This is a genomic window from Microbacterium sp. Gd 4-13 (assembly GCF_003095395.1).
Classification (GTDB): domain Bacteria; phylum Actinomycetota; class Actinomycetes; order Actinomycetales; family Microbacteriaceae; genus Microbacterium.
The window spans coordinates 225,398-246,523 of the sequence record NZ_QEIJ01000004.1 but is presented as its reverse complement, the minus strand read 5'-3'; the positions used below and the strand labels follow the sequence as shown (position 1 = coordinate 246,523).

The following is a 21,126-nucleotide window of genomic DNA, read 5'->3' as shown; positions in this document are numbered from 1 at the left end:
CGCGACCACGCGTCAGACGCGGCGCCAGCCCTCCCCGTCGCGGGTGATCGCGCCGGCCTGCTCGAACTTCTCCAGCCAGCCGCTCATCGGCCAGCGACCCCATCGGTGGGCGAAGACGGCACCGTTGCGGAGGATGTCGTCGAGGTGCTGCCAGGGCGGATCGGAGGTGGGATGCCACTGGTGGTAGGCGTGCGCGCCACCCACCCACAACAGCGGCACGGCCATCTCTCGCGCGCGCCAGGCGAAATCGGTGTCTTCAGCGCCGTAACCCTGGAACGCCTCGGAGAAGCCGCCCAGCTCCTCCCATGTCGACGCCGACACGGCGAACGAGAGCGACCAGAACAGGTCGTAGGCCGCCGGGTCGGCGCGGAGCACCTCGCCGTCGGCCGGCCACGGTCGCGCCGCGTGCGGTCGCGTCAGCACTTCGAGGGCGCGGAGGCTCTCGGGCACGGTGCCCTCGGCGAGGTACGTCACGGGCCCGGCGTAGAGGCCGGGCTCCCGAGCCACCGCGTCGTAGCGCTCGATCAGGCCCGGACCCGGCAGACAGTCGGCGTCGAGGAAGATCAACAGGTCGGCGCCGGCGGCGATCGCCGCGGCGGCAGCGGCGTTTCGCCCCTCGCCCACGCGCAACCCGAACTCCCCCGGCGGCACGTGCACGAGAACGCCGTCGCCGGTGGGCGGGTCGGGGTCGAGCCAGGCCTCCACCCGCAGCACGTCGGGGCGATCGAGCTGCGCGAGGAACGCGCGCTGACGCTCGACGTGCGCGGCTCTCGCCCGCGAGGCGACGGTCAGCACCGCCGTCGTCATCGCCTCACCGAGGCGATCACGGCCGCGGCGCGCTCGGGCGCACCGTCGGTGCGCCACCGCTCCCACCGCGGGTCGAGCGCGCGGGCCCGGTCGAGCAGATCGACGAATCCGCCGGGCTCCGGCGGGTGCGACACCACGGCGAGCCCCGCTCGGTCGAGCTCCGCCGCGGTCGCCGCCTGCTCGTCGAACGGGCGCTCCTGCGCGATCACCACGGCGCGCGCGCCGGCGGCGGCCAGGTCGGCCACGCTGTTCTGGCCGGCCGCGCTGACGACGACCTCGGCCGCGCACAGGGCGTCCCACGGGTCGGCGCTCCACTGCGCAGCATCCGTTCCGACCGTGCGGAACGTCCACCCGGCGTTCGTGGCCTCGGCGCGGGCGCGCTCGAGCGCCCCGCCGGCGAGCGCGGCGCCGAGCACCAGCACCGACCGCGGCTCGCGCACGACGGTGCGGGAGCGCCCGGCGAACCGCGAGACGCCGCCCACCCACGCGACACGGTCGCGCGCCTCGTCGAGGGCGACCGACGGCACCGACCCCTCGGGCCAGGGCGCGACAATGCGATCTGCCGCGCGATAGGCGAGGGCGTGCACGCCGTCCGTGCGGTCTCCGGGCTGCGTCACGACGACGGTCGGAAGACCCAGCAGCCGCACCCACAGCGCCACCTCGACCGAGACGTCGACCACGAACGCGTCGAGATCGATGGATGCTGCGGCGATCGCGGCGAGCCGTCGCCGATGCCCCGGGTGGCCGAGCGGCGCCCAGTGCAGCAGACCCCCCGCCGTCGGGTCGGACGAGCGCGGATCGATGCTCTCGCCGTTGCGGACGTACGCAGCGTCATCACGGGGCAGCTCGACCCATCGCGTGTCGGGCGGCAGGTCGGACGGCGCTTCGAGCGAGGAGAACGCGACGACCCGACCGGGTAGGTGCGGACGCACGGCCTCGAACCTCGTGAGGTGACCGCGCCCGTGATGGTGCACGTACCAGCCGACCGCGGTCATGCGACCTCGAGACGCTGGGCGCCCACGGACACCGAGGCGAGCAGCCCCTCGAGCTGCGTGTGGCGCCGTTCGAGAGAGAACTGCGCGACGGCGGCCGCCCGGATCTGCACCCGCAAACCCGGTTCGAGGGCCGACCTCTCGGCGAGCTCGGCGGCCGCCAGCGCGAGCGAGTCGATGTCTCCGCGCGAGACGACCATGGCCCCGGGCGCCGCGGCGACGACCTCGCGCACGCCCCCGGCGTCGAACGCGGCCAGCGGTGTGCCGGTGGCGAGGGTCTCGGCGAGGACGAGCCCGAACGGTTCGTCCCACATCGGGGTGACGAGGGCCACGGCACTTCGACCGACGAGTCGGGCGAGGGCGCTCTGGCGGAGGGCCCCGACGTAGCGGGCCTGCGAGCCCAGACGCGGCCTCACCTCGGTCTCGAAGTACTCGGCGTCCCCGACCCGGCCGGCGAGCACGATGCGTTTGCCGGCGAGAAGGGCGGCGTCGATGGCGAGGTGCGGCGCCTTCTCGGGCACGATGCGGCCGAACCACACCCAGCGGTCGCCACCGGGTCCTGCCGTCCACCGGTCGGTGTCGACGCCGTTGGGGAAGACCGTGGACTCGACCCCGGCGGCGTCCCACTCCCGAGCGGTGTGCCGGCTGACCGAGAGGAACCGGTGCTCGGCGCCCGCCGTCGACCGCGCCGCGGCGATCATGTCGGGAAGCGGCGGGGTGTGGAGGGTAGTGACCATGGGGATGCCGACCCGGTCGCGCCACGCGATGGGGGCGCCGTGGAGGCTGTGATTGTCGATCACGTCGAAGCGGGCGCGGTGGCGCGCGAGGTGGCCCATGGCCCGTTCCATCGCGTCGTCGATCCGCTCGAGGTAGCCGCGGGGGTAGGCGGTGTCGGAGGGTTCCTCGTCGCTCGCCCAGTGCGGACGCGGCAGCACGAACTCGGGTGGTCCGTCGAGGAAGTCCGACCCGTCGGGCCCGCAGAGCGTGACCTCGTGACCCCGCGCGCGCAGACCCCGCACGCGCTCCCACACGCACGCCTCGAGGCCTCCGGGGTGCGGTTGGCGGATGGGATGCCGCGACGGCGCGATGACGGCGACGCGCAGTGCCCGCCCCGTCACGCGGCGGACCTGTGCGTCGTCAGGTCTCGATACAGATCGGCGTGCGCGGCTCGCACGTCGACGCGTTGCGCCGCGCGGTCGACGGCACGCGCCGCGACCTCGGCGATGCGGGCCGTGGAGCCCGGGGCCGACCACGCCGGGAGCGTGGCGTGCTCGATCGCGGCGGCGAGAGAGAGCGGGTCGCCGATGTCGTACCGGGTGTAGTCGGATGGATGCTGATCGCGGAAATGTCCGCCGCGCGGCCCGATCACGGGTACCGCAAGGTCGTAGCACAGCTCGAGCCACCCCGAGTGGGTGCCGTGCGCGTAGGGCAGCACGCACGCGTCGAGATCGGCGAGCGCCGCGGCGAGGTCGTCGTCGGAGAGCCGCGCGGCGCGGACGATCTCCACGCCGTCACCGGCGAGGTGTTCGAGAATGCGCGCCGTCTCCTCGTCGCGCACGCTCTCGTTGAGCCGGACGATCCCGACGACGTCGCCCCCGGCTGCGCGCAGCTCGGCCACGGCGCGGACCAGGGTCGTGACCACGCCGACGGCGTCGATGTTCGGACGCAGGTCGCGCAGGTGCACGCCGATCCGGCGACCGTGGCGCGGGCGCCCCGTCACGGCGCCCGTCTCGAGCAGCGTGGGGTGGGAGATGACCACGGCCTCGCGCCCCCAGCGCTCGGCGATCTCATCGCGCGCCGAGGGTGTCAGGGTCACCAGCACGTCGACGGCAGGGATGATCGCGTCGAGCATGCGGACGTGCCCCGACTGGTCGGCCAGCTGCGGGTTCTCGAGGTCGTGCACCGTGTAGACCACGGGCTTGCCGGCCTGCTGGGCGGCCCGGACGGCGGCGAGCACGTGCTCGGGCGTATACGACTCCGCGCCGAAATGCAGGTGCAGCACGTCGAACTCGTCACTGTGCCGACGGATCCACTCGGCATCGAGGATCTGCGGCGGCCACCACTGGCCGGCAGCGGCGCCCGGCGGGGGCGGGTCGGCGAGGACGGCGACACGATCGGCATCGATGATCGCCCGGGAGTACGGATGCTGCGCGGGAACCGCGGCGACGCGGACGAACGGCTGAGCCTGGGAACCGATGGTCGTCCTCCTCGCTGTGAAGCTCTCGCGTGCGGCCTACCGCACGGGCGGAGTCCTCGCAACGCGATCCCTCGGCGAGGGAGGCGACGACTCCGACGATATACGTTTCTCACTATGAGTCCGGCGTCACTTCCCCATCCGGCGGTTGCGGTATCGGCGACCCCGGTGGTAAAAGCCTCCGACGACGAGGGGCGACGACTCCACTACGGCGAGTTCTACGGTCTCCGCGACGCCCCCGCCGGCGCCGGAGTCGTGGTCGGCAACTGCCAGGCGGAGTCGCTGCGGATCGTCATCGACACGCCCGGCACTCCCACGGTGCGGGTGCCGCCCGTGCACGAGATCGCCCCGAGCGAGGTGCCGCTCCTGCACCGACTGATCTCGCGGGCGTCGTTCCTCGTCGCGCAACCGGTGCGCGACGACTACCACGGCCTGCCCCTGGGCACCGGGCAGCTGCGCGCGCTCCTGCCTGCCGGGGCACGCGCGGTGACCGTTCCCATCGTGCGCTACACCGGGCTGCAGCCCTTCCAATGGGTGATCCGGGTGCCGGAGGTGCCCGAGCTCCCGCCGTACGTCGACTACCTCGACATCCGACAACTGGCGCTCGCCGCCGGTCTTCCGCTGGCGGAGCGGCTCGATCGCGTTACGGTGCGCGCGGTCGCCGACGACGCGCTGGCCGAGCTGCGTCGCCGCGAGGACGACCTCGACGTCGCCGCATCGGATCTGTTCTCCCGGCCGACCTTCGATCACATGCGCACGGTCAACCACCCCGGCAACCCGATCTGGCTCGGGCTCGGGGCGCGCGTGCTCGAGGCGCTCGGTTCACCCCATTTGGCGACCGACCCCGGTCGCCCGCTGCTGGCGGGCGTGCAGGCGCCGAGGGAGGCGTGGGTCGCCGACGCCTGGGACCTCGCCGACGAACCCACCGACTTCTGGCTGATCGCCGGAGAGCGGGTCGCGTCCGCCGAGGTGCGCGAGGCACAGGGCGCCTGGTATCGCGACCACCCGATCTACGTCGAGCGCGCCGTGGGGCGCCTCGCCCCGTTGCTGCGGAGGTGGCGCGGATGACGGCACGGCTCCCCCGGGTGGTCGTGCACGACGTCGATCAGCACGGCGTCGCGACCTACGCGCGCGACGTGGCCGACGCGATCGCCGACGCGGGATTCTCCGACCTGGCGGTGCTCCGCGGCGAGCTGGCATCCCTCGCCGTCGGCACTCCCCTCCACCTGCAGTTCACCGATCGGCTGTGGGCCGGCTCGCCCGAAGACGCGGCGACGATCGTGACGCGGCTGGCCGCGCAGCATCCGCTCTCGGTCACGTTCCACGACGTGCCGCAGCCGTCCGACGGCGAGCGCAACCTCCCGCGCCGCCTCGCGTGCTACCGCGCCGTCGCGCGAAGCGCGGTGGGGGTCGTCGTCAACAGCCGGCACGAGGCCGAGCTGCTCCGCGAGCACGACGTGCGTGCGGAGCGCGTGGGCGTGATCCCGCTGCCGGTCGACCTGGCTGCCGGCGGAGAGCCCCACGCGACCCACGCGAGCGTCGGAGTGCTCGGGTTCTTCTACCCCGGTAAGGGGCACGACGAAGCGTTGCGGGCGGCCGCCGGCGCCGGGATCGGATCGCTGTCGATCCTCGGTCGTGCCTCCGACGGCCACGCCGCCGACCTCGAGGCCTTCGTGCGGGGAGCCGCGTCACAGGGCGTCGCGGTCGAGGTCACGGGGTACCTCGACGACGGCGAACTGCTGCGACGCTGCCGGACGACCGGCGTTCCCGTCGTTGCCCACCGCCACGTCTCGGCCTCGGGCTCGCTCGGCTCGTGGATTGCGGCCGGGCGCCGGCCCGTGGCGAGCGCGAACCGCTACATCGCCGAGATGGCCGCGCTCCGCCCCGGCACGGTGACCGTCGCCGACCCCGAAGCGCTGACCTCCGCGGTCGGCCGGGCGGCGCAGCATCCGGAATCCACCTGGCTGTCGACCGCGACGGTGCCGCACGGACGGCGCGATGTCGCCGAGGCCTACCTCGACTGGTGGGCGGGGCTCGCGTGGTGAGACCTCCGTTCGGCACGACGGTGCCCGGCAACCGGTGGGATCTGGTGGCGGATGCGGCGCCCGACCCCTGGCCGTCGGTCACGGTCATCGTCACGCATTTCGAGCAGCCCGGGGAGCTCGCCCGCACCCTCGCCGCCCTCGCCCGCCAGGACTATCCGGCCGCCCTCATGCAGGTGGTCGTCGCCGATGACGGCTCGGCCGTGGCGCCCGACGTGCCCTCCGGAGTGGACCTCGTGCGCCAGGAGGATCGCGGATTCCGTGCTGCGGCCGTCCGCAACCTCGGGGTGACCCGGGCCACCGGCGACGTGCTCTGCTTCCTCGACGCCGACACGTCGCCAGAGCCGGGCTACGTGCGGCGGATGACGCGGCTTCCGGCGCTGCTGCCCGAGACCGTCACGGTCGGACGCCGTCGCCACGCAGAGCTCGCCGAGCAGCCCGTCGACGCGCCGATCGAGACGGCCGGACCGGCCCACCGGCTGCCGGAACCCGCGTGGCTCTCCGAGGCCTACGAGCGCTCGCGAGATCTGCTGGATGCCGACGACCGCTCGTACCGGTACATCATCGGGGCCGCCTTCGCCTGCACCCGCTGGTTCTTCGACGAGATCGGCGGAATGGACGAGAGCTTCGACGAGTACGGCGGCGAAGACTGGGAGTGGGCGCACCGAGCGTGGCAGATCGGGGCGATCTTCGCCCACGTGCCCGACGCGGTCGCGTGGCACGACGGTCCGGAGTGGGCGGGGCGGATGGCCGACCCCGAGGAACGGGTGCGCCGGGGCAACGTGCAGACGCTGCTGCTGAGCGGACGCATCCCCGTCGACGGCTCGCGGGGAACGGGAGTGCTCTCCCCCGTCGCCGACATCGTGTTCCGCCTCCACGGGCGGTTCGACGACGCCGCCACATTCGTCTGCGTGGATGCGCTGCTCGCGGCGTTTCCGCGGGCGCGGGTCGAGCTCGAGCACGGGGCGCCGGCTCCGGTCTTCGCCGCCGACCCCCGCGTCAGAGCGATCGACCCCGCCTCTCCCGCCGCTCGCGTCGAGGTCGACCTGGCGGGCCCGGTCGTGCTCCCGGCCGATCAAGCCCTGCTCGAGCGTCTGCGCGCGCTCGGCACCGGCGATGAGGACGAACTGGAGATCCGCTCGAGCGAGGGCGTCGTGCTCGCTCGAGCCGTGAGTCGTCGGTCGCGCGCGCGGCGTGCCCGCTGGGGCGACGAGGCGGCGGTGCGCGTCGGCTCGATCGCGATCGACGGGGCCTTCCCGCTCCGCCCGCACCCGCGCGTCGAGCCGCACGTCGGCGGCTGGGCCGGGCCCGACCACCTGCGCTAGCGGGGTCGGGCCTGACCGGGTCAGCCCTGGTCGGCGTTCCACTCCGACAGGCGGGTGAGCTCGTCGATCTCGTCGGCGGTGAGATCCACGCGCGCGCTGTCGAGGAGGCCGCCGACCTGGTCGACGCGGCTGGCGCTCGCGATCGGCGCGACGACCGTCGGCTGCGCGCGCAGCCACGCGAGAGCGGTCGATGCGATCGAGACGCCGTGCGCCTTGCCGATGCCCTCGAGGGCGTCGATGATCGTCAGTCCCTGCGCGGTGGCGTACTTCGCCGCCCCCTGAGCGCGCGGCGACGACTGGCCCGTCGCGTCGGTCGAGCGGTACTTGCCGGTGAGGAAGCCGCTCGCCAGTGCCGAGTACGGCACGAGTCCGAGGCCGAATTCCTCGGCCACGGGCACCACGCCCTCCTCGACCTCGTTGCGGTGCACGAGGTTGTAGTGCGGCTGCACGGCGACGGGGAGGGCGCTGCCCGCGGCCTGCGCGTAGTCGATCCACTCGCGGATACGGGGTCCGGTGTAGTTCGACACGGCCGTGTAGCGAACGAGCCCGTCCTTCACGAGGTCGCCGAACGCGGCGACGGTCTCTTCGAGCGGCACGCTCTCGTCATCGAAGTGGGCGTAGTAGAGATCGATCGTGTCGACGCCCAGGCGCTTCAGCGAGGCTTCGGCGGCGGCGCGGACGTTCGCTGCGGACAGCCCCCGGAACTGCGGGTGCTGACTCACCTTGGTCGCCACGACGACGTTCTCGGGGCGGCGCGAGGCCAGCCATTCGCCGATGAGGGTTTCGCTCTCGCCGCCCGAGTTGCCCGGCGCCCAGGCGCTGTACGCATCGGCGGTGTCGATGAAGTCTCCCCCGCCCGCGTGGAACGCATCGAGCACGGCGAACGAGGTGTCGCGGTCGGCCGTCCAGCCGAACACGTTGCCGCCGAGGGAGAGAGGAAGGACGTCGAGGTCGCTGTTACCGATTCGTGACATGTTCGCGTCAACGCGCGTGACGCGCGGCTATTCCCGCATCCATTCATCGGAATACTCCGGCGGCCGCGACCGTTGTCGTGAGCATGGAACGTTTCGGCACACTCTCGTTCGGTCACTACGGCCCGCTCGGCGGGGGCCATCAGCTCACCGCCCGCGACTCGATGCATCAGGCGATCGACCTCGCCCAGGGCATGGACGAGCTCGGCGCCGACGGCATCTACTTCCGCGTGCACCACTTCGCGCGCCAGCAGGCATCGCCCATGCCGCTGCTCGCGGCGATCGCCGCGAAGACGCAGCGCATCGAGCTCGGCACCGGCGTGATCGACATGCGCTACGAGAACCCGCTCTACCTCGCCGAAGAGGCCGCGGCGGTCGATCTCATCAGCGACGGAAGGCTCGCCCTCGGCGTGAGCCGTGGGTCACCCGAGTCGGTCGTGCGCGGCTACGAGGCGTTCGGCTACACCGGGTCGACCGACCCGCGCGGTGCCGACATCGCCCGCGCGCACTTCGACACGTTCCTTCGCGCGATCGACGGCGAGGGCTTGGCCGACCGCGATCCGCACAGCCCGTTCGGGGGCGGCGTGGGCCGCCAGGCCATCGAGCCGCAATCGCCGGGCCTGCGGTCGCGCGTCTGGTGGGGTGCGGGTAACCGCGACAGCGCCGAATGGGCCGGACGCGTGGGTGTGAACCTGATGTCGTCGACCCTGCTGACCGAAGACCGCGGCCTGCCCTTCGACGAACTGCAGGCGCAGCAGATCGACGCGTTCCGCGCCGCCTGGCGCGACGCCGGCCACGCGGGCACTCCCCGCACATCGGTGAGCCGCAGCATCTTTCCGCTGACGACGGCCGAAGACCACATGTACTTCGGCGGCCGCCAGGACGGCGACCAGGTCGGCATCATCGACGGCACCCGCTCGACGTTCGGCAAGACCTACGCGGCCGAGCCCGATGTGCTCGTCGAGCAGCTGCTCGACGATGCCGCGATCCGCACCGCCGACACCCTCATGCTCACCATCCCGAGCCAGCTGGGCGTGGAGTTCAACCTCCGCATCGTCGAGTCGTTCGCGAAGTACGTCGCGCCCGCACTCGGATGGACGTCGAAGACGGCGACTCTCAGTGCATAAGCCACGATCGACCCCTCGGTAGGGTCGGGCGCATGACGAGCGACGCAGGCCCTTCCGACGACGCCTGGGTCTACGTCCCGTCGTCGGCGCTGCCCGACCCCGAGACCTACACCGATCTCGGCGCGGTCATCGTGGACGGCGAGACGTTCGGCGTGCGCCGACGTGAGAGCGACGGGTCGCACCACTACAACTGGATATCGGGGCCGAATCCCGGGTACGGCTTCAGCGTGTCAGGCGGTGGCGCGCCGGTCGGCGAGGAGTGGCATGTGCGCGCCATCCGCGACTTCCTGGCCGGGATAGACCCCGCCACGGGATACCTCTCCGGCCCCTGAGGCCGCACCGCGCATCGACGGGCCGCTCGGCCGCGCCCGCTCGACTCCCACGGCACCTTCGGCTGGGGGGACTTGACACGCCCTGTCCAGCCTCGTAGGTTCATTACTCAAGTAACGAACCAAAGGGGTTGCATGCTCGACGACGGTAAGCCGATCTTCCAGCAGATCGCCGAGAGCATCGCCGACGGAATCCTCGCCGGCACCTACCCCGAGGGCACGCAGGTGCCCTCGACGAACGAGCTCGCCGCCTTCCACCGCATCAATCCGGCGACGGTGGGAAAGGGCCTCGGGGTGCTGGTCGACCGCGAGGTGCTGCACAAGCGCCGCGGTCTCGGCATGTTCGTCAGCGCGGGCGCCCGCCAGCGCGTGCGCGATGAACGCACCGCCGCGTTCCGCGCGTCGTTCGTCGCCCCGCTGCTCACCGAGGCACGTTCGCTCGGCCTCGACCTCGAAGACGTCCACCGCATCATCGATCACGAAGGGTCCGCGTCATGACACAGCCCGCCATCCGCTTGTCGGAGGTCTCCCGGCACTTCGGCCGGGTCCGAGCCCTCGACTCCATCACCGTCGACATCCCCCACAACGCCATCACGGGGCTGCTCGGTCGCAACGGAGCGGGGAAGACCACGCTCATGTCGATCATCGCGGGGCACGATCGCGCCGACTCCGGCACGGTGAGGGTGCTCGGCGCCGATCCCTTCGAGCGCGCGGCGGTCATGTCGTCGATCAGCTTCGTGCGCGACAACCAGCGCTATCCGGAGGACTTCACGCTCCGTCACCTGCTCGAGGTCGCGCCCCTCTTCCACGCGGGCTGGGACGCCGACGTCGCCGAGAAGCTGGTGTCGGGGTTCCGGCTGCCTCGCAAGACCACGGTCAAGAAGATGTCGCGAGGTCAGGCGTCGTCGCTCGGCATCGTGCTCGGGCTCGCATCGCGCGCTCCGGTGACGATCTTCGACGAACCGTATCTGGGGTTGGATGCTACGGCCCGCCGGTTCTTCTACGACGCCCTCATGCAGGACTACATCGACCACCCCCGCACGATCATCGTGTCGACGCACCTCATCGACGAGATGGAACCGCTGCTCGAGCACGTCGTGATCGTCGACGGGGGCCGACTCGTACGCGAGGCCGCCGCCGACGAGCTCCGCGGCAGCGCGATCACTCTGAGCGGGTTGACCGCCACCGTCGACGACCTCGCCGCCGGGCATCGCGTGCTGCAGCGCCGGACCGTCGGCGGACTCAGCTCGGTGGTCGTCGAGGCGACCGACGCCGACAGCATCACGGAGCGTGCGACCCGCGCCGGTGCGCAGGTCTCCCCCGCGACCCTGCAAGACCTCGTCGCGGCTTACGGCGTCGAGGCCGAATCCCTGGAAGGAACGCACGCATGACCGCCGCAGCCCTCGCCCCCTCCCGCGCTTCCGGGCCTGTCGACGTCTTCCGGCTGCACTTCGCCCAGCGCGCCATGCTGCTGCTCACCCCTCCCGGCATCATGCTCCTGGTCTTGGTGATCACCGCGATCATCGCGGTCGTCTTCTGGCGTCTCGGGTTCGAGCCCGGCAGCGCCGAATGGGTCGCGAACAGCCGCAACAATCCGGCCGTCACGTGGGCTCTCCCGGGATTCTTCGGCTGGATCGGCGTGCAGACCGTCTCGCTGACCTTCCCGCTCGCGCTCTCTCTCGGCAGCACGCGGCGCACCTTCGTCGCGGGGACGGTGCTGACGCACATCGCTCTCTCGCTCTACGTCACGGCGCTGCTGCTCGTGCTGCTGGGCCTCGAACAGGCGACGGGCCACTGGTTCTTCCACATCTATGTGACCGATGTGGTGGTGCTCGGCTCGGGCAACCCGTTCCAGCTGGCCGTCACCGCGTTCCTCGGCACGCTGCTGGTGCTCTCCGTCGGCGGCGCCATGGCGGCCGCCTGGGTGCGCTTCGGTGCTCTCGGACCCACCGCCCTCGCCGCCGCCGCCGTGATCGCCCTCGGCATCGTCGCCATCGTGCTCGTACCCGTCTTCGACGCGTTCCAGCCGTGGTGGCTCGCGGTGGCCTCCGTCGTGGCCATCGCCCTGGCGGTCGCCGGTCAGTACGCCTTCCTCCGCCGCGCCTCGGCGCGATGAAACCCGAGGCGGGGCTCGTCGCACCTCTCCGGGCCGACTCATCACGGCACGAACAGCGGGTCAGTCGCTGAAGTCCTCGGGGTCGATGCCCTCGAGGAAGCGACGGAACTCGTCGACCTCGTGCTCGTCGGCCGCCGGCTCCGAGACCGTGTCTTCGACGCCCGCGACATCGAGCACCTCGTCGGCCACCCAGATGGAGGTGTGCGTGCGCGACGCGAGCGCGATCGCATCGGACGGCCTGGCGTCGATCACGCGGAGCCCGTGAGGGGTGAACAGCGTGATCTCGGCGAAGTACGTGCCGTCTTCGATGCGGGTGACCTCCACGCGCTCGACCTCGGCCTCGAGCTCGTGCAGCATGCTCGCCATGAGATCGTGTGCGAGCGGCCGGGGCGTGATCGAACCCTGCACGGCCACGAGGATCGCGGTGGCCTCCTGCTCGCCGATCCACACCGGCAGCATCCGCCCCTCGGCTGCGGGTTCGTCGACGGGTTTGAGCAGAATGACGTGCTGCTGCTCGGTGTCGCGCGCGACGCCGATCACCCTGACCTGAACCATGGTGCCTCCCGTCGCGCTCGAACTGCGATTGTCAGCCATCGTACGACCGTTCCCTCTGGGTGGGGTGGCTTCGTCCGTCGCGGACGGCGCTCCCCTGTCGCTTTCGGCGGGCCAGTCCCACTATTCGCGACAGGCGAGCGCACTGTGGAACGCTCGCCCGTCGCAGATGGTGGGTGCCGCTCGCCATTCGCGACAGGGGAAGAGGGACGGGGCTGGGGAAGAGGGAAGAGGAAGAGGGGGTCAGGGGGCGAGCACGCCGGCGACGTCGTCCCACCAGGCGGTGTACGCGGCGCGGTGGGCGGGTCGCCGCGCGTCGGCCTCGTCGCGGATGCGGGGGCGCGCCGCATCCAGCCCCTCGACGAGGGTGCGAGCGCGGGTGTCGAGTTCGTCGAGCGTGGCCGTGGCAGGCTCGCCCCAGTGGCCCAGCACACCGCTGAGCTTGATCTGCGTGTAGGCGTCGGCGACGAGCCCGAGCGTCGGCACACCGGCCGGCGCCGCGAAGACGGCCGGGTGGTACCGGCTCGTGATCAAGAGGGCGGCGCTGCGAGCGAGCGCGGCGGAATGCAGCGAGTCGCCGGTGGGAACCACCTCGCTCGGCGCCGTGAGGTGCGCGCGGATGCGCTCGTGCAGCGCCGCGTCACCGCGCGGCTCGGCGTCGGCATCGAGCGGGCCGAAGTGGGCGTGGAAGCGCACGGGACCCCCGACGACGCTCGCCGCGTGGTCGATGAGACGGGCGATGGATGCTTCGACCTCGGCCGGCGGGCGATGGTCGAACCAGCCCGAGACGCTCACCACGATGCCCGACCGCTCGTCCGCTCCGTCGCCGCCGAGGAACGACGCGTCGTCGACGCCCAGGCGCACCGGCACGTCCCACGACGCGGCGAGCGCTGCCGACGTCGGCTCGCGCACGGCGGCGAGCGCCGCGGTGCCGAGGAGTTCGCGCACGGCCGCGGCGTCGGTATCGATGAGGTCGGGGCCGAGCGTCTGGCCGCTCACGACGACGGGGAGGCCGAGGCTCCGCGCCATCGCGGCGAGGGTGCCGCGTTCGTGGATGTGCACCGGCCACCGCGAGGCGAGGTTGCCGCCGCCGGCCACGAGCACGCCCGTCGCCGCCTGGACGGCCTCGACGACGGCGGTCGCGGGGTCGCCTGTCGGGAGTGCGAGACGACCGGATGCGGCGGCCACCAGCAGCTCCGACCGTGCGGCGGCTGCGGCGCGATCAAGACCGGCGAAGCCCAGGCGGGGGACGGCGCCGACGCCGTAACGGGCGGCCGATTCGTCGGGCGCGGACGACACCCCCACGACGTCGACTCCCCGGGCGGAGAGCTCGGTCGCGGCGGCTTCGAACATCGCCTCGTCGCCGATGTGCATCATCCCATCGACCACGCCGATGTCTCCGATGACGATGACGGACATACAACAACCTCCGGGTAGATGTGAAGAACCTCTCCACGCTACTTGTGCGTCAGGTTCGCCGGATACCATTCGAAACGACCGCGATCGCGGCACGCTCTACAGAAGAAGCCGCACATGGGCATTCAGACCACGCTCGACGCCGTCGCCGGCGCCCCCCGCATCATCGACGCGATACGCCTCGCCGACGATCTCGCCTTCGAGGCGCGACGCGATCCGGGCGTGCGCACGCTCCGCATCCTGCTGGGGGCCGTGGCGGGATCCGACCAGGTCGTCGCGATCGCCGCCGTCCACGCGCTGGCCGCCGTCTTCGATGAGCAGGCGTCGAAGAGCTTGAGCAACCTCCTCTCCGACGAACGTCCGTTCATCCGCGAGCACGCCGCGTGGGCGCTGGCCGAGACGCTCCCGCGCTACGACGCGGTCGGTCGGCTTCTCGGTCTCGTCACCGATGGCGGGTTCACCGGGATGCTGGCACAGACCACGCTCGAGAACTGGTCGGGCGCCATCGGCGAGACCCTCGCGGTCGCGATCGAGAGCGCTCTCCTCGGCGTCGCCGACGTTCCCGCGCGCACGCGTCTCGTCGAGACGCTCGGACTCGTTCGCCAGTCGATCGCCGAGCGTCAGCTGCTCGAGATCGCGCTCGACGAAGCCGAGCACGAAGACGTCCGCGTTGCGGCGGTGGCCGCCCTCGGTCAGCGGACGGGGGCCCGCTACATCGCCGATCGCCTGGAGCACCTCATCGAGCGCGAGGGACGCCTCGCCGAAGTGGCGCGGTTGTCGGTGATCGACCTGCAGGTGGTTCCTCAGCGCAACATCGAGACGGAGGGCGCACTCACCGTCGCCCAGCTCTTCCTCCACGCCGACATCGACCCCACCCTGTCGTCGGCCGGCGCCGGAGACAACGGCGGCATCGCCACCCTGCTCGTCCGCCTCGGCGACGCGCTCGTGGCCGATCCCGCGGCGCACGTCGATCGCGTGCTGACTCTCTCCCGCGGCGCCGTGCCGCGCGCGGCCGCCGACCTGCTCTCCGTCGGCGGCGACACCGGCCACGTCTACGGGCATGTGCCGCTGGCTCCGTCCGCCGTGCCGTCGGCCGCCGCCTGGCCCCTGCGGGTCACCGCGCGTCGCGGCATCCGGCGTCTCCTTCGCGCCGCCGGTCGCGTCGACGTGCTGCACCTGCGCATGGCCGATGTGGGCAGCCTCGCCGCGGTCGACGTCGCCCGCGAGCTCGGCATCCCCGTGGTGTTCACCGTCGCGCCCGACCCGCACTCGATCATCCAGGCGCTCGACCGCTCGGGCGACCTCACCCGCACGACGTTCGGTCAGACCGATCTGCGCGAGCACTTCTGGTTCCGCACCCGGCTGGTGCAGAACCTGGCGGCGAACGCCGCGCACACGGTGCTCTTCCCCCGGCCCGAACTCGCCCGCGACATGCGCGAGCTCGTCGGGATCGATATCGCCTCCTACCCCGAGCGGCACACCATCGTCGCCGAGGGCGTCGACCTGGAGGTCGTCGACCGCGCGGTGGTCGACGCATCCGCTCACGCGATCACCCCGGCGGGCGACGATCGATTCGACGACCTGCATGCTCTGATCCAGGCCCTCCCCGCGCACCGACGCGGGCTGCCGATCATCGCCACCGTGGGGCGCCTGCATCGCGTGAAGGGCATGGCGACCCTCGTCGAGGCGTGGGCGACGAGCGCCCTGGCCGAACGCGTGAATCTGCTCGTGATCGGCGGTGACCTCGAGCACCCCTCGCTCGACGAGCGCGAGCAGCTCGAGCGCATCGACGCCGTCCTCTCCCCCGACCGTCGTGCCGAGGCAGGGCTGTTGCTCGCCGGGCATCAGCCCAACGATGTCGCCGCCCGGTGGCTCGCGGCGGTGCGGTTCGGCATCCCCGGAATCATCGCACCGCGCGGCGTGTACGTCTGCGCGAGCCTGAAGGAGGAGTTCGGCATCGCCCTGCTGGAGGCCATGGCGACCGGGCTCACGGTCGTCGCCCCCGACGCCGGCGGGCCTGCGACCTATGTCGAGGACGGACTCACCGGGGTGCTCACGGCCACGTGGGATCCCGCGATGCTGACGACGGCGATCTCCGCCGCACTCGACCTCGCCGCACGCGGCGACGACGACCTCGCCCGGCGGGCCCACGACATGGTCGCCGCGCGCTTCACGATCCAGGGCATGGCCTCCGCCCTCGGCCCCGTCTACCGCGGAGTCGCCGCCTCCGAGGCGGAGCTGCTGCGCACCGTGGGCCCGGTCGCATGACACTGCTCGTCATCACGCCCGACTACGCCTCGCACCTGCTGCCGCTCGCGACGATCGCCACGGCCTGGCGCGACGCCGGTGACGACGTCGTCGTGGCGACCGGCCCGGCGACGGAGCCGATCGTTCACGAGTTCGGACTGCGCCGCGTCGACCTGCCGCTCGGGCGCGGCTCGAACGCGGGCGTGATGCGCCCCGGCGAACAGCCCACGGACGAAGCGGCCTCGCTCCAGGGATTCTTCGACGCGACGCGACGCGGCATGGTGCCCACCCTCGCCTACCAGGCCCGCGAGCGACTGACCGACCTGATGTGGGACCCGGTCGGGCGCGCCCGACGCACGCTCGAGGTCATCGACGACGTCGCCCCCGACGCGATCGTCGTCGACCATCTCGCCTTCAGTGCGCGTCTGGCGCTGCAGACGGCGGGCATCTCCTACGCCGATGTGGTGCTGGGTCACCCGAGCGCCCTCCCGGTCGCCGGCGAGGTCTACGGTTTCCCTCCCGCCTGGCCGGCCGCTTTCGCGCCCGACGCCCCCGAGCTCGAAGACCTGCGGATGCTGTGCACCGAGGTCTCGCGACGCTTCACCGACCAGTGGAACGCCGCGGCGAGAGAGCTCGACCCCTCAGCATCCGGCATCCCCGACGCCTTCGCCTCCCACGGCGACCTCGTGCTGTACAACTACCCCGCCGAGCTCGCGAACGGCGACGGACGCGCACTGCCGGCCCACGCCTTCCTCGGCTCGACGCGCCGCGACGAGGCCGCCGACGCCGAGGTCGAGCGTTGGCTCGCCGACGACGAACCGTTCGTCTACGTCAGTTTCGGCAGCTTCCTCTCGGTGCGCGACGACGTGCTCGCGCGGGTGGCCGATGCGCTCCGCAGCCTCGGGCTGCGTGCGGCGATAGCGACGGGGGCCACCGAGACGTCGGCGCTGGGCCCGATCCCCTCGAACTGGCTCGTGCGCGGGTTCCTCCCCCAGGTGCGCCTCCTGGGGCGAGCGGCGGCGGGAGTCACACACGGCGGCAACAACTCCGTGACCGAGGCCGTCGGCCAGGGGGTACCGCTCGTGGTGCTGCCCTTCTCGACCGACCAGTTCGCCGGCGCAGCGGCGATCGAACGCACCGGACTCGGGCGTGCACTCGACCCGAACCGGGCGGATGCCGCCGACCTTGCGGCGGCGATCGACGCCGTGCTGCGGTCGGGGTCTTCGACCCTCGCCGACATCGCCCGCGCGCAGCAGGAGCGACCGGGTCCGGCGATCGCCTACGCGGCGCTGACCGGCACCTCGGCGACCAGCTGAGCCATCGCCGCCGGGTCGCCCGCCGCCTGCCGGTATCGCTCCATGCGGGCGGCGTTCAGGTCGTACTGCGCTCCGGCACGCACCTCCCCGGTGTGGTGGAGCGCGTAGACACGGCCCGCGTGCCGCACGGGAGGACCGCCGAGGAGGGTCTCGTGCGCGAGGAACCAGGCGGCGTCTTCGAAACCCCACCCGCGGAAGTTCTCGTCCTGCCCGCCGTGCGCGGCCCACGTGCGCGGGGTCGCGACGTAGACGCCCGAGCAGGCGCCGAGCACGAGCTCGTACTCGCAGTCGGCGAGCGGCACACCGGCGTCGAACTGCGCGGACCCGGGGCGGCCCAGCCAGCGGTACTCGTCGTAGGGCAGGTGCACGCGGTCGCTGTGCCGTGCGGCCGCGATCGCGGCGCGCAGCGGGGCGGGTTCGGGCAGGGTGTCGGCGTCGCCGATGACGACGACGGTGTCGTCGGGCGCGTCGCGCATCGCCTTGTTGCGGCACGCGGCGAGCACGAACGGCTGATCGTCGGTGTCGATCGTGGTGACCTCGAGCTCCGGCAGCTGCATCGCGTACCAGTCGCGCACGCGCTCGTAGGCGGGGATGCGGGAGGGCGCGGGGCGCCACGGCAGCACGACGATCGCTCGGGTCACTGCACCAGCGTAGTCGCGCGCCCCATCGCCCCCGCACACGGCTTGTGCCCGAGCACACGGCCGCGGCCCGTGCGCAGGCCGTGCGCTGGCGCCGAACCCGTGTGTTCGCGAGAGCGGATGCTGCGCGAGACTTGTCGCATGACGCCTGACGACGAACTCCGACGGCTGCGGGAGCGCGTCTACGGCACCGGCGGTCACCCGAGCGACGCCGACATCGCACGCCTCCACGAGCTCGAAGCGGCATTCCGGGACCCGGGGGCGCTGAGCGACGCCGCATCCGTTGCCGCCGACCCGGCGACCAGCCAGACGACTCCGGCCATGCGCGACGAGCACATCCCCGACACGTCCGGCTACGAGCCGACACCCCCCGCGCCGGCCGAGCACGCGCCGCGCCGCTCCCGGTGGCGCGCCGCGGTCTCGGCCACGGTCGTGGCCGCGGCGGTGGGCGGCGCCGCCTTCGCCGCCGGCCTCGTCGTCGCCACTCCCGCCGCCCCCGACGACTTCTCCGAGCTCCTCCTGCCGCAGACCGAGGAGGACGTGATCGCCGCGGCACCCGAGGATCCCGTCGCAGAATCGATCGACCTGTCGTCGACCCGCTTCATCGCCCGACTGAACGGCTACGACGTCTTCCTCGCGCGACCGGCCGACGTGGCCGGCGTCTGCGTCTTCGTGCGGGTCGCGGGCTCCGACGTGCTCTCGGGCGCGGGCTGCTCGGAGAACCCCACGGGCCGCGGAAGCGTCGGCTTCAGCGGCGTGGGCGGCGTGACCGTCTACGTGGGCGACGTGCAGGGATCCGCCTTCGGCGACCCGGTACGTCTCTCCGAGAACGTCGTCGCCTACGTGGTCTGACTGGCTCAGCCCGCGTCGGCGGCCTCGTCGACGGCGACGGGCGCCGGCGGGGAGCTCAAGACGGCCAGTTCGTCGCCGCGCAGGATGAACTGCAACGAGGTGCCCGCCGGGAAGCGCTCCTGCAGTTCGTCGGGAGCGGTGCTGTTGACGAGCATCGAGACCGTGGCCGGGAACTCGCCGGCCCCGCACGCACCGATGTAGAAGTTGCTATAGGAACTCCGCCCGGTCACCGCCGACGCCTCGATCACCGACAGACACACGTCGACGGCCGACAAGCGCGGTGCGTTGTCCTGGACGAAGGCCCGCAGACCGTAGAACTCCTCGAAGATCTCGCTCCCGTCCGGACGGTTCCCCATCATCTCCGGCCACTCGGCGCTCGGGTCGATCTGCAGCACCGCGATCTCACGAGGGTCGGCCTGCAGCCGGTACGTGAAGGCGGCCGAGATCGCCGCGACCGCGATGATCACCGCGACCAGCCCCAACGCACCCACCGCGGCGATCCGCCGACGCGTCCACCAGATGAGGGGCCGCCGAGGCTCGGGCGCCTCCTCCTCCGTCTCGGGGCCGACGACGGCGCCGTCGATCGACACCTCCGGATCGGCGCCGCGAACGGGTTCCCCCGCGGCATCGGGCGCGTACGTCTCGCTCGGGGGCGGCGTCGGCGCACGTTCGGCGAGCGAGAGCTCCTCCAGCTCCGCCAGCCGGTCGAGCGCCTCGCGATCGTCCTCAAGACCGGTCCCCCGACCGTACGCCCGCGCGCGCAGCGACGTCAGCTCCGCGCTCGTCCGATCGTCCATGACCCCTCGTCCACCTCGGTCAGTCGCGCAGCGGCGACCCGACCGCGTCGAAGCGGAACCCGCCGAACTCCCCCGACAGCAACGGCCGCGCCGCCGCGATCGAGGCCTGCACGTCGGGCAGCTCCAGCGAGGCGCGGTGCGCCGCGGCATCCGTCCAGATCTCGACGACGAACACCGTGTCGGGCTCATCGTCGATCACGCCCACCTCGTATGCCAGGCATCCGGCGTCGGCGAGAGCGGGGCTTCGCCGCGTGAGGTGCGCGGCGAGCTCGTCGCGCTTTCCCGGCTCGGCGCCGAGGGTGCCCGCGTTGACGAACGTCATCCCTGATCGGCCTTCCGGGCGCCGGCTTCGAGAACGTCGCCGGCGGGGAGCTCCTGGTGTCCGCCGAACTGCAGGCGCATCGCCGAGAGGATCTGGTTCGCGTAGTGGTCTTCGCCGCGCGAGGCGAAACGCTCGAACAGCGACGCGGCGAGCACGGGAGCCGGAACACCGGTGTCGACGGCGGCCTTCACCGTCCATCGGCCCTCGCCCGAGTCGGAGACGCGGCCGGCGAGGCCGTCGAGGGTGGGGTTCTGCTCGAGCGCGGCGGCGGTGAGATCGAGCAGCCACGAAGAGATGACCGACCCGCGACGCCACAGCTCGGCGACCTTCGGGGTGTCGATCGTGAACTGGTAGAACTCGGGTTCTTCGAGCGGAGCGATCTCGGCCGAGTGCTCGGCCTCGCGCTTGCCCGCATCGGCGTTGTGCAGAATGTTGAGTCCCTCGGCGAGCGCCGCCATGATGCCGTACTCGATGCCGTTGTGCACCATCTTCACGAAGTGTCCGGCGCCCGACGGCCCGCAGTGCAGCCACCCCTGTTCCTCGGGTGCGACCTCCCCGGTGCGCCCGGGCGTGCGGGCGATCTCGCCGACGCCCGGGGCGATGGTGCGAAGGATCGGCTCGATCGTGGCGACGGCCTCGTCGGGCCCGCCCACCATGAGGCAGTAGCCGCGCTCGAGGCCGAAGACGCCGCCGCTCGTTCCCACGTCGACGTACTGGACGCCCTTGTCGGCGAGGGCGGCTGCGCGCCGCACGTCGTCTTTGTAGTTCGAGTTGCCGCCGTCGATGATGATGTCGCCGGGCTCGAGCACCTCGGCGATCTGGTCGACGACCTGCCCGGTGAGGCCGGCGGGGATCATGAGCCACACGACGCGCGGGGCCTGCAGCTTCGACGCCAGGTCGGCGTACGACGACGCACCGGTGGCGCCCTCGTCGGCGAGCGCGGTCACCGTGTCGGGGTTCACGTCGTAGACGACGGCTTCGTGTCCGTCGTTCATCAGCCGTCGGACGATGTTGCCGCCCATGCGCCCGAGACCCACCATGGCGATCTGCATATCGAACTCCCTCTCCCCGCGACCGAGACCA

The 21,126-nt window shown here is 72.2% G+C and carries 22 protein-coding genes; 11 read left to right on the top strand and 11 right to left on the bottom strand.

Going from position 1 to position 21,126, the window contains the following annotated elements; all coding sequences use genetic code 11:
• Positions 1–12: 12 nt before the first annotated feature.
• From DEA06_RS10130 to DEA06_RS16695, 4 genes are read right to left on the bottom strand one after another with little or no spacing between them, the layout of a single operon-like run.
• Positions 13–807 carry a galactosyltransferase-related protein gene (locus DEA06_RS10130; protein ID WP_116647952.1) on the bottom strand — a complete coding sequence of 265 codons (795 nt, stop codon included), beginning with the start codon at positions 805–807 and terminating at the stop codon, positions 13–15.
• Positions 804–1,802: a glycosyltransferase gene (locus tag DEA06_RS10125; protein ID WP_116647864.1), complete on the bottom strand. Its 999-nt coding sequence runs from the start codon at positions 1,800–1,802 to the stop codon at positions 804–806. The genes DEA06_RS10130 and DEA06_RS10125 overlap by 4 nt, the downstream gene beginning before the upstream one ends.
• On the bottom strand, positions 1,799–2,917 hold the full coding sequence (locus tag DEA06_RS16370) for a glycosyltransferase (protein WP_165817968.1): 1,119 nt from the start codon (positions 2,915–2,917) through the stop codon (positions 1,799–1,801). Before DEA06_RS16370 ends, DEA06_RS10125 begins: the two co-directional genes overlap by 4 nt.
• Positions 2,914–3,924 (bottom strand): glycosyltransferase, encoded by a 1,011-nt coding sequence (locus DEA06_RS16695; RefSeq protein WP_240606910.1) that lies wholly within the window; start codon positions 3,922–3,924, stop codon positions 2,914–2,916. Before DEA06_RS16695 ends, DEA06_RS16370 begins: the two co-directional genes overlap by 4 nt.
• Positions 3,925–4,161: 237 nt before the next feature.
• Here DEA06_RS16695 and DEA06_RS16560 point away from each other — a divergent pair, with 237 nt between their 5' ends.
• From DEA06_RS16560 to DEA06_RS10095, 3 genes are read left to right on the top strand one after another with little or no spacing between them, the layout of a single operon-like run.
• Positions 4,162–5,061, top strand: coding sequence for a WcbI family polysaccharide biosynthesis putative acetyltransferase (locus tag DEA06_RS16560; RefSeq protein WP_165817967.1), 900 nt, complete (start codon positions 4,162–4,164; stop codon positions 5,059–5,061).
• Complete coding sequence (locus DEA06_RS16555) at positions 5,058–6,038, top strand: glycosyltransferase (RefSeq protein ID WP_165817966.1); 981 nt, start codon at positions 5,058–5,060, stop codon at positions 6,036–6,038. The genes DEA06_RS16560 and DEA06_RS16555 overlap by 4 nt, the downstream gene beginning before the upstream one ends.
• Entirely contained in the window at positions 6,035–7,360 is a 1,326-nt protein-coding gene (locus DEA06_RS10095; protein WP_116647950.1) for a glycosyltransferase, read from the top strand. The genes DEA06_RS16555 and DEA06_RS10095 overlap by 4 nt, the downstream gene beginning before the upstream one ends.
• Positions 7,361–7,380: 20 nt before the next feature.
• On the opposite strand, the gene DEA06_RS10090 is transcribed toward DEA06_RS10095, so the two are convergent.
• Positions 7,381–8,334, bottom strand: a complete 954-nt coding sequence (locus DEA06_RS10090; protein ID WP_116647860.1) for an aldo/keto reductase — start codon at positions 8,332–8,334, stop codon at positions 7,381–7,383.
• An 83-nt stretch (positions 8,335–8,417) separates the two neighbouring features.
• On the opposite strand from DEA06_RS10090, the gene DEA06_RS10085 reads away from it, so the two are divergent.
• The 5 genes from DEA06_RS10085 (at position 8,418) to DEA06_RS10065 (ending at position 11,903) form a co-directional block, all read left to right on the top strand.
• The gene (locus DEA06_RS10085; protein WP_116647859.1) at positions 8,418–9,458 is read left to right on the top strand and encodes an LLM class flavin-dependent oxidoreductase; all 1,041 of its coding nucleotides are present in this window, start codon (positions 8,418–8,420) and stop codon (positions 9,456–9,458) included.
• 32 nt (positions 9,459–9,490) lie between these two features.
• A complete protein-coding gene (locus DEA06_RS10080) occupies positions 9,491–9,790 on the top strand; it encodes a hypothetical protein (RefSeq protein ID WP_116647858.1) in 300 nt (99 codons plus the stop codon).
• A 132-nt stretch (positions 9,791–9,922) separates the two neighbouring features.
• The gene (locus tag DEA06_RS10075) at positions 9,923–10,285 is read left to right on the top strand and encodes a GntR family transcriptional regulator (protein WP_116647857.1); all 363 of its coding nucleotides are present in this window, start codon (positions 9,923–9,925) and stop codon (positions 10,283–10,285) included.
• Positions 10,282–11,178 (top strand): ABC transporter ATP-binding protein, encoded by an 897-nt coding sequence (locus DEA06_RS10070; RefSeq protein ID WP_116647856.1) that lies wholly within the window; start codon positions 10,282–10,284, stop codon positions 11,176–11,178. Before DEA06_RS10075 ends, DEA06_RS10070 begins: the two co-directional genes overlap by 4 nt.
• Complete coding sequence (locus tag DEA06_RS10065) at positions 11,175–11,903, top strand: hypothetical protein (protein WP_116647855.1); 729 nt, start codon at positions 11,175–11,177, stop codon at positions 11,901–11,903. Before DEA06_RS10070 ends, DEA06_RS10065 begins: the two co-directional genes overlap by 4 nt.
• A gap of 60 nt (positions 11,904–11,963) precedes the next feature.
• Here DEA06_RS10065 and DEA06_RS10060 read toward each other — a convergent pair whose 3' ends face one another.
• Both DEA06_RS10060 and DEA06_RS10055 read right to left on the bottom strand, forming a co-directional pair.
• Positions 11,964–12,497 carry a bifunctional nuclease family protein gene (locus tag DEA06_RS10060; RefSeq protein WP_240606897.1) on the bottom strand — a complete coding sequence of 178 codons (534 nt, stop codon included), beginning with the start codon at positions 12,495–12,497 and terminating at the stop codon, positions 11,964–11,966.
• Positions 12,498–12,698: 201 nt separating this feature from the next.
• Positions 12,699–13,874 (bottom strand): polysaccharide pyruvyl transferase family protein, encoded by a 1,176-nt coding sequence (locus tag DEA06_RS10055; RefSeq protein ID WP_165817965.1) that lies wholly within the window; start codon positions 13,872–13,874, stop codon positions 12,699–12,701.
• 114 nt (positions 13,875–13,988) lie between these two features.
• Here DEA06_RS10055 and DEA06_RS10050 point away from each other — a divergent pair, with 114 nt between their 5' ends.
• Together DEA06_RS10050 and DEA06_RS10045 are read left to right on the top strand one after the other, a co-directional pair.
• Positions 13,989–16,139 (top strand): glycosyltransferase, encoded by a 2,151-nt coding sequence (locus DEA06_RS10050; protein ID WP_116647852.1) that lies wholly within the window; start codon positions 13,989–13,991, stop codon positions 16,137–16,139.
• Complete coding sequence (locus DEA06_RS10045) at positions 16,136–17,434, top strand: glycosyltransferase (RefSeq protein WP_116647851.1); 1,299 nt, start codon at positions 16,136–16,138, stop codon at positions 17,432–17,434. Before DEA06_RS10050 ends, DEA06_RS10045 begins: the two co-directional genes overlap by 4 nt.
• Here the strand turns inward: DEA06_RS10045 and DEA06_RS10040 are convergent.
• Positions 17,398–18,075, bottom strand: coding sequence for a hypothetical protein (locus DEA06_RS10040; protein WP_116647850.1), 678 nt, complete (start codon positions 18,073–18,075; stop codon positions 17,398–17,400). The genes DEA06_RS10045 and DEA06_RS10040 overlap by 37 nt on opposite strands.
• Before the next feature lie 138 nt (positions 18,076–18,213).
• Between DEA06_RS10040 and DEA06_RS10035 the strand changes: the two genes are divergently transcribed.
• Positions 18,214–18,924 (top strand): hypothetical protein, encoded by a 711-nt coding sequence (locus DEA06_RS10035; RefSeq protein ID WP_116647849.1) that lies wholly within the window; start codon positions 18,214–18,216, stop codon positions 18,922–18,924.
• Between the two features lie 5 nt (positions 18,925–18,929).
• On the opposite strand, the gene DEA06_RS10030 is transcribed toward DEA06_RS10035, so the two are convergent.
• From DEA06_RS10030 to gnd, 3 genes are read right to left on the bottom strand one after another with little or no spacing between them, the layout of a single operon-like run.
• Complete coding sequence (locus DEA06_RS10030) at positions 18,930–19,721, bottom strand: hypothetical protein (RefSeq protein ID WP_116647848.1); 792 nt, start codon at positions 19,719–19,721, stop codon at positions 18,930–18,932.
• A gap of 19 nt (positions 19,722–19,740) precedes the next feature.
• Entirely contained in the window at positions 19,741–20,043 is a 303-nt protein-coding gene (locus DEA06_RS10025) for a putative quinol monooxygenase (protein WP_116647847.1), read from the bottom strand.
• Positions 20,040–21,095, bottom strand: a complete 1,056-nt coding sequence (gnd, locus tag DEA06_RS10020; RefSeq protein WP_116647846.1) for a phosphogluconate dehydrogenase (NAD(+)-dependent, decarboxylating) — start codon at positions 21,093–21,095, stop codon at positions 20,040–20,042. Before gnd ends, DEA06_RS10025 begins: the two co-directional genes overlap by 4 nt.
• Between the last annotated feature and the right edge of the window lie 31 nt (positions 21,096–21,126).

Coding starts and splice junctions, on each gene's coding strand:
- DEA06_RS10130 (WP_116647952.1), bottom strand. CDS start 807: ATGACGACGGCGGTGCTGACCGTCGCCTCGCGGGCGAGAGCCGCGCAC.
- DEA06_RS10125 (WP_116647864.1), bottom strand. CDS start 1,802: ATGACCGCGGTCGGCTGGTACGTGCACCATCACGGGCGCGGTCACCTC.
- DEA06_RS16555 (WP_165817966.1), top strand. CDS start 5,058: ATGACGGCACGGCTCCCCCGGGTGGTCGTGCACGACGTCGATCAGCAC.
- DEA06_RS10090 (WP_116647860.1), bottom strand. CDS start 8,334: ATGTCACGAATCGGTAACAGCGACCTCGACGTCCTTCCTCTCTCCCTC.
- DEA06_RS10085 (WP_116647859.1), top strand. CDS start 8,418: ATGGAACGTTTCGGCACACTCTCGTTCGGTCACTACGGCCCGCTCGGC.
- DEA06_RS10080 (WP_116647858.1), top strand. CDS start 9,491: ATGACGAGCGACGCAGGCCCTTCCGACGACGCCTGGGTCTACGTCCCG.
- DEA06_RS10075 (WP_116647857.1), top strand. CDS start 9,923: ATGCTCGACGACGGTAAGCCGATCTTCCAGCAGATCGCCGAGAGCATC.
- DEA06_RS10070 (WP_116647856.1), top strand. CDS start 10,282: ATGACACAGCCCGCCATCCGCTTGTCGGAGGTCTCCCGGCACTTCGGC.
- DEA06_RS10065 (WP_116647855.1), top strand. CDS start 11,175: ATGACCGCCGCAGCCCTCGCCCCCTCCCGCGCTTCCGGGCCTGTCGAC.
- DEA06_RS10060 (WP_240606897.1), bottom strand. CDS start 12,497: ATGGCTGACAATCGCAGTTCGAGCGCGACGGGAGGCACCATGGTTCAG.
- DEA06_RS10055 (WP_165817965.1), bottom strand. CDS start 13,874: ATGTCCGTCATCGTCATCGGAGACATCGGCGTGGTCGATGGGATGATG.
- DEA06_RS10050 (WP_116647852.1), top strand. CDS start 13,989: ATGGGCATTCAGACCACGCTCGACGCCGTCGCCGGCGCCCCCCGCATC.
- DEA06_RS10045 (WP_116647851.1), top strand. CDS start 16,136: ATGACACTGCTCGTCATCACGCCCGACTACGCCTCGCACCTGCTGCCG.
- DEA06_RS10035 (WP_116647849.1), top strand. CDS start 18,214: ATGACGCCTGACGACGAACTCCGACGGCTGCGGGAGCGCGTCTACGGC.
- DEA06_RS10030 (WP_116647848.1), bottom strand. CDS start 19,721: ATGGACGATCGGACGAGCGCGGAGCTGACGTCGCTGCGCGCGCGGGCG.
- DEA06_RS10025 (WP_116647847.1), bottom strand. CDS start 20,043: ATGACGTTCGTCAACGCGGGCACCCTCGGCGCCGAGCCGGGAAAGCGC.
- gnd (WP_116647846.1), bottom strand. CDS start 21,095: ATGCAGATCGCCATGGTGGGTCTCGGGCGCATGGGCGGCAACATCGTC.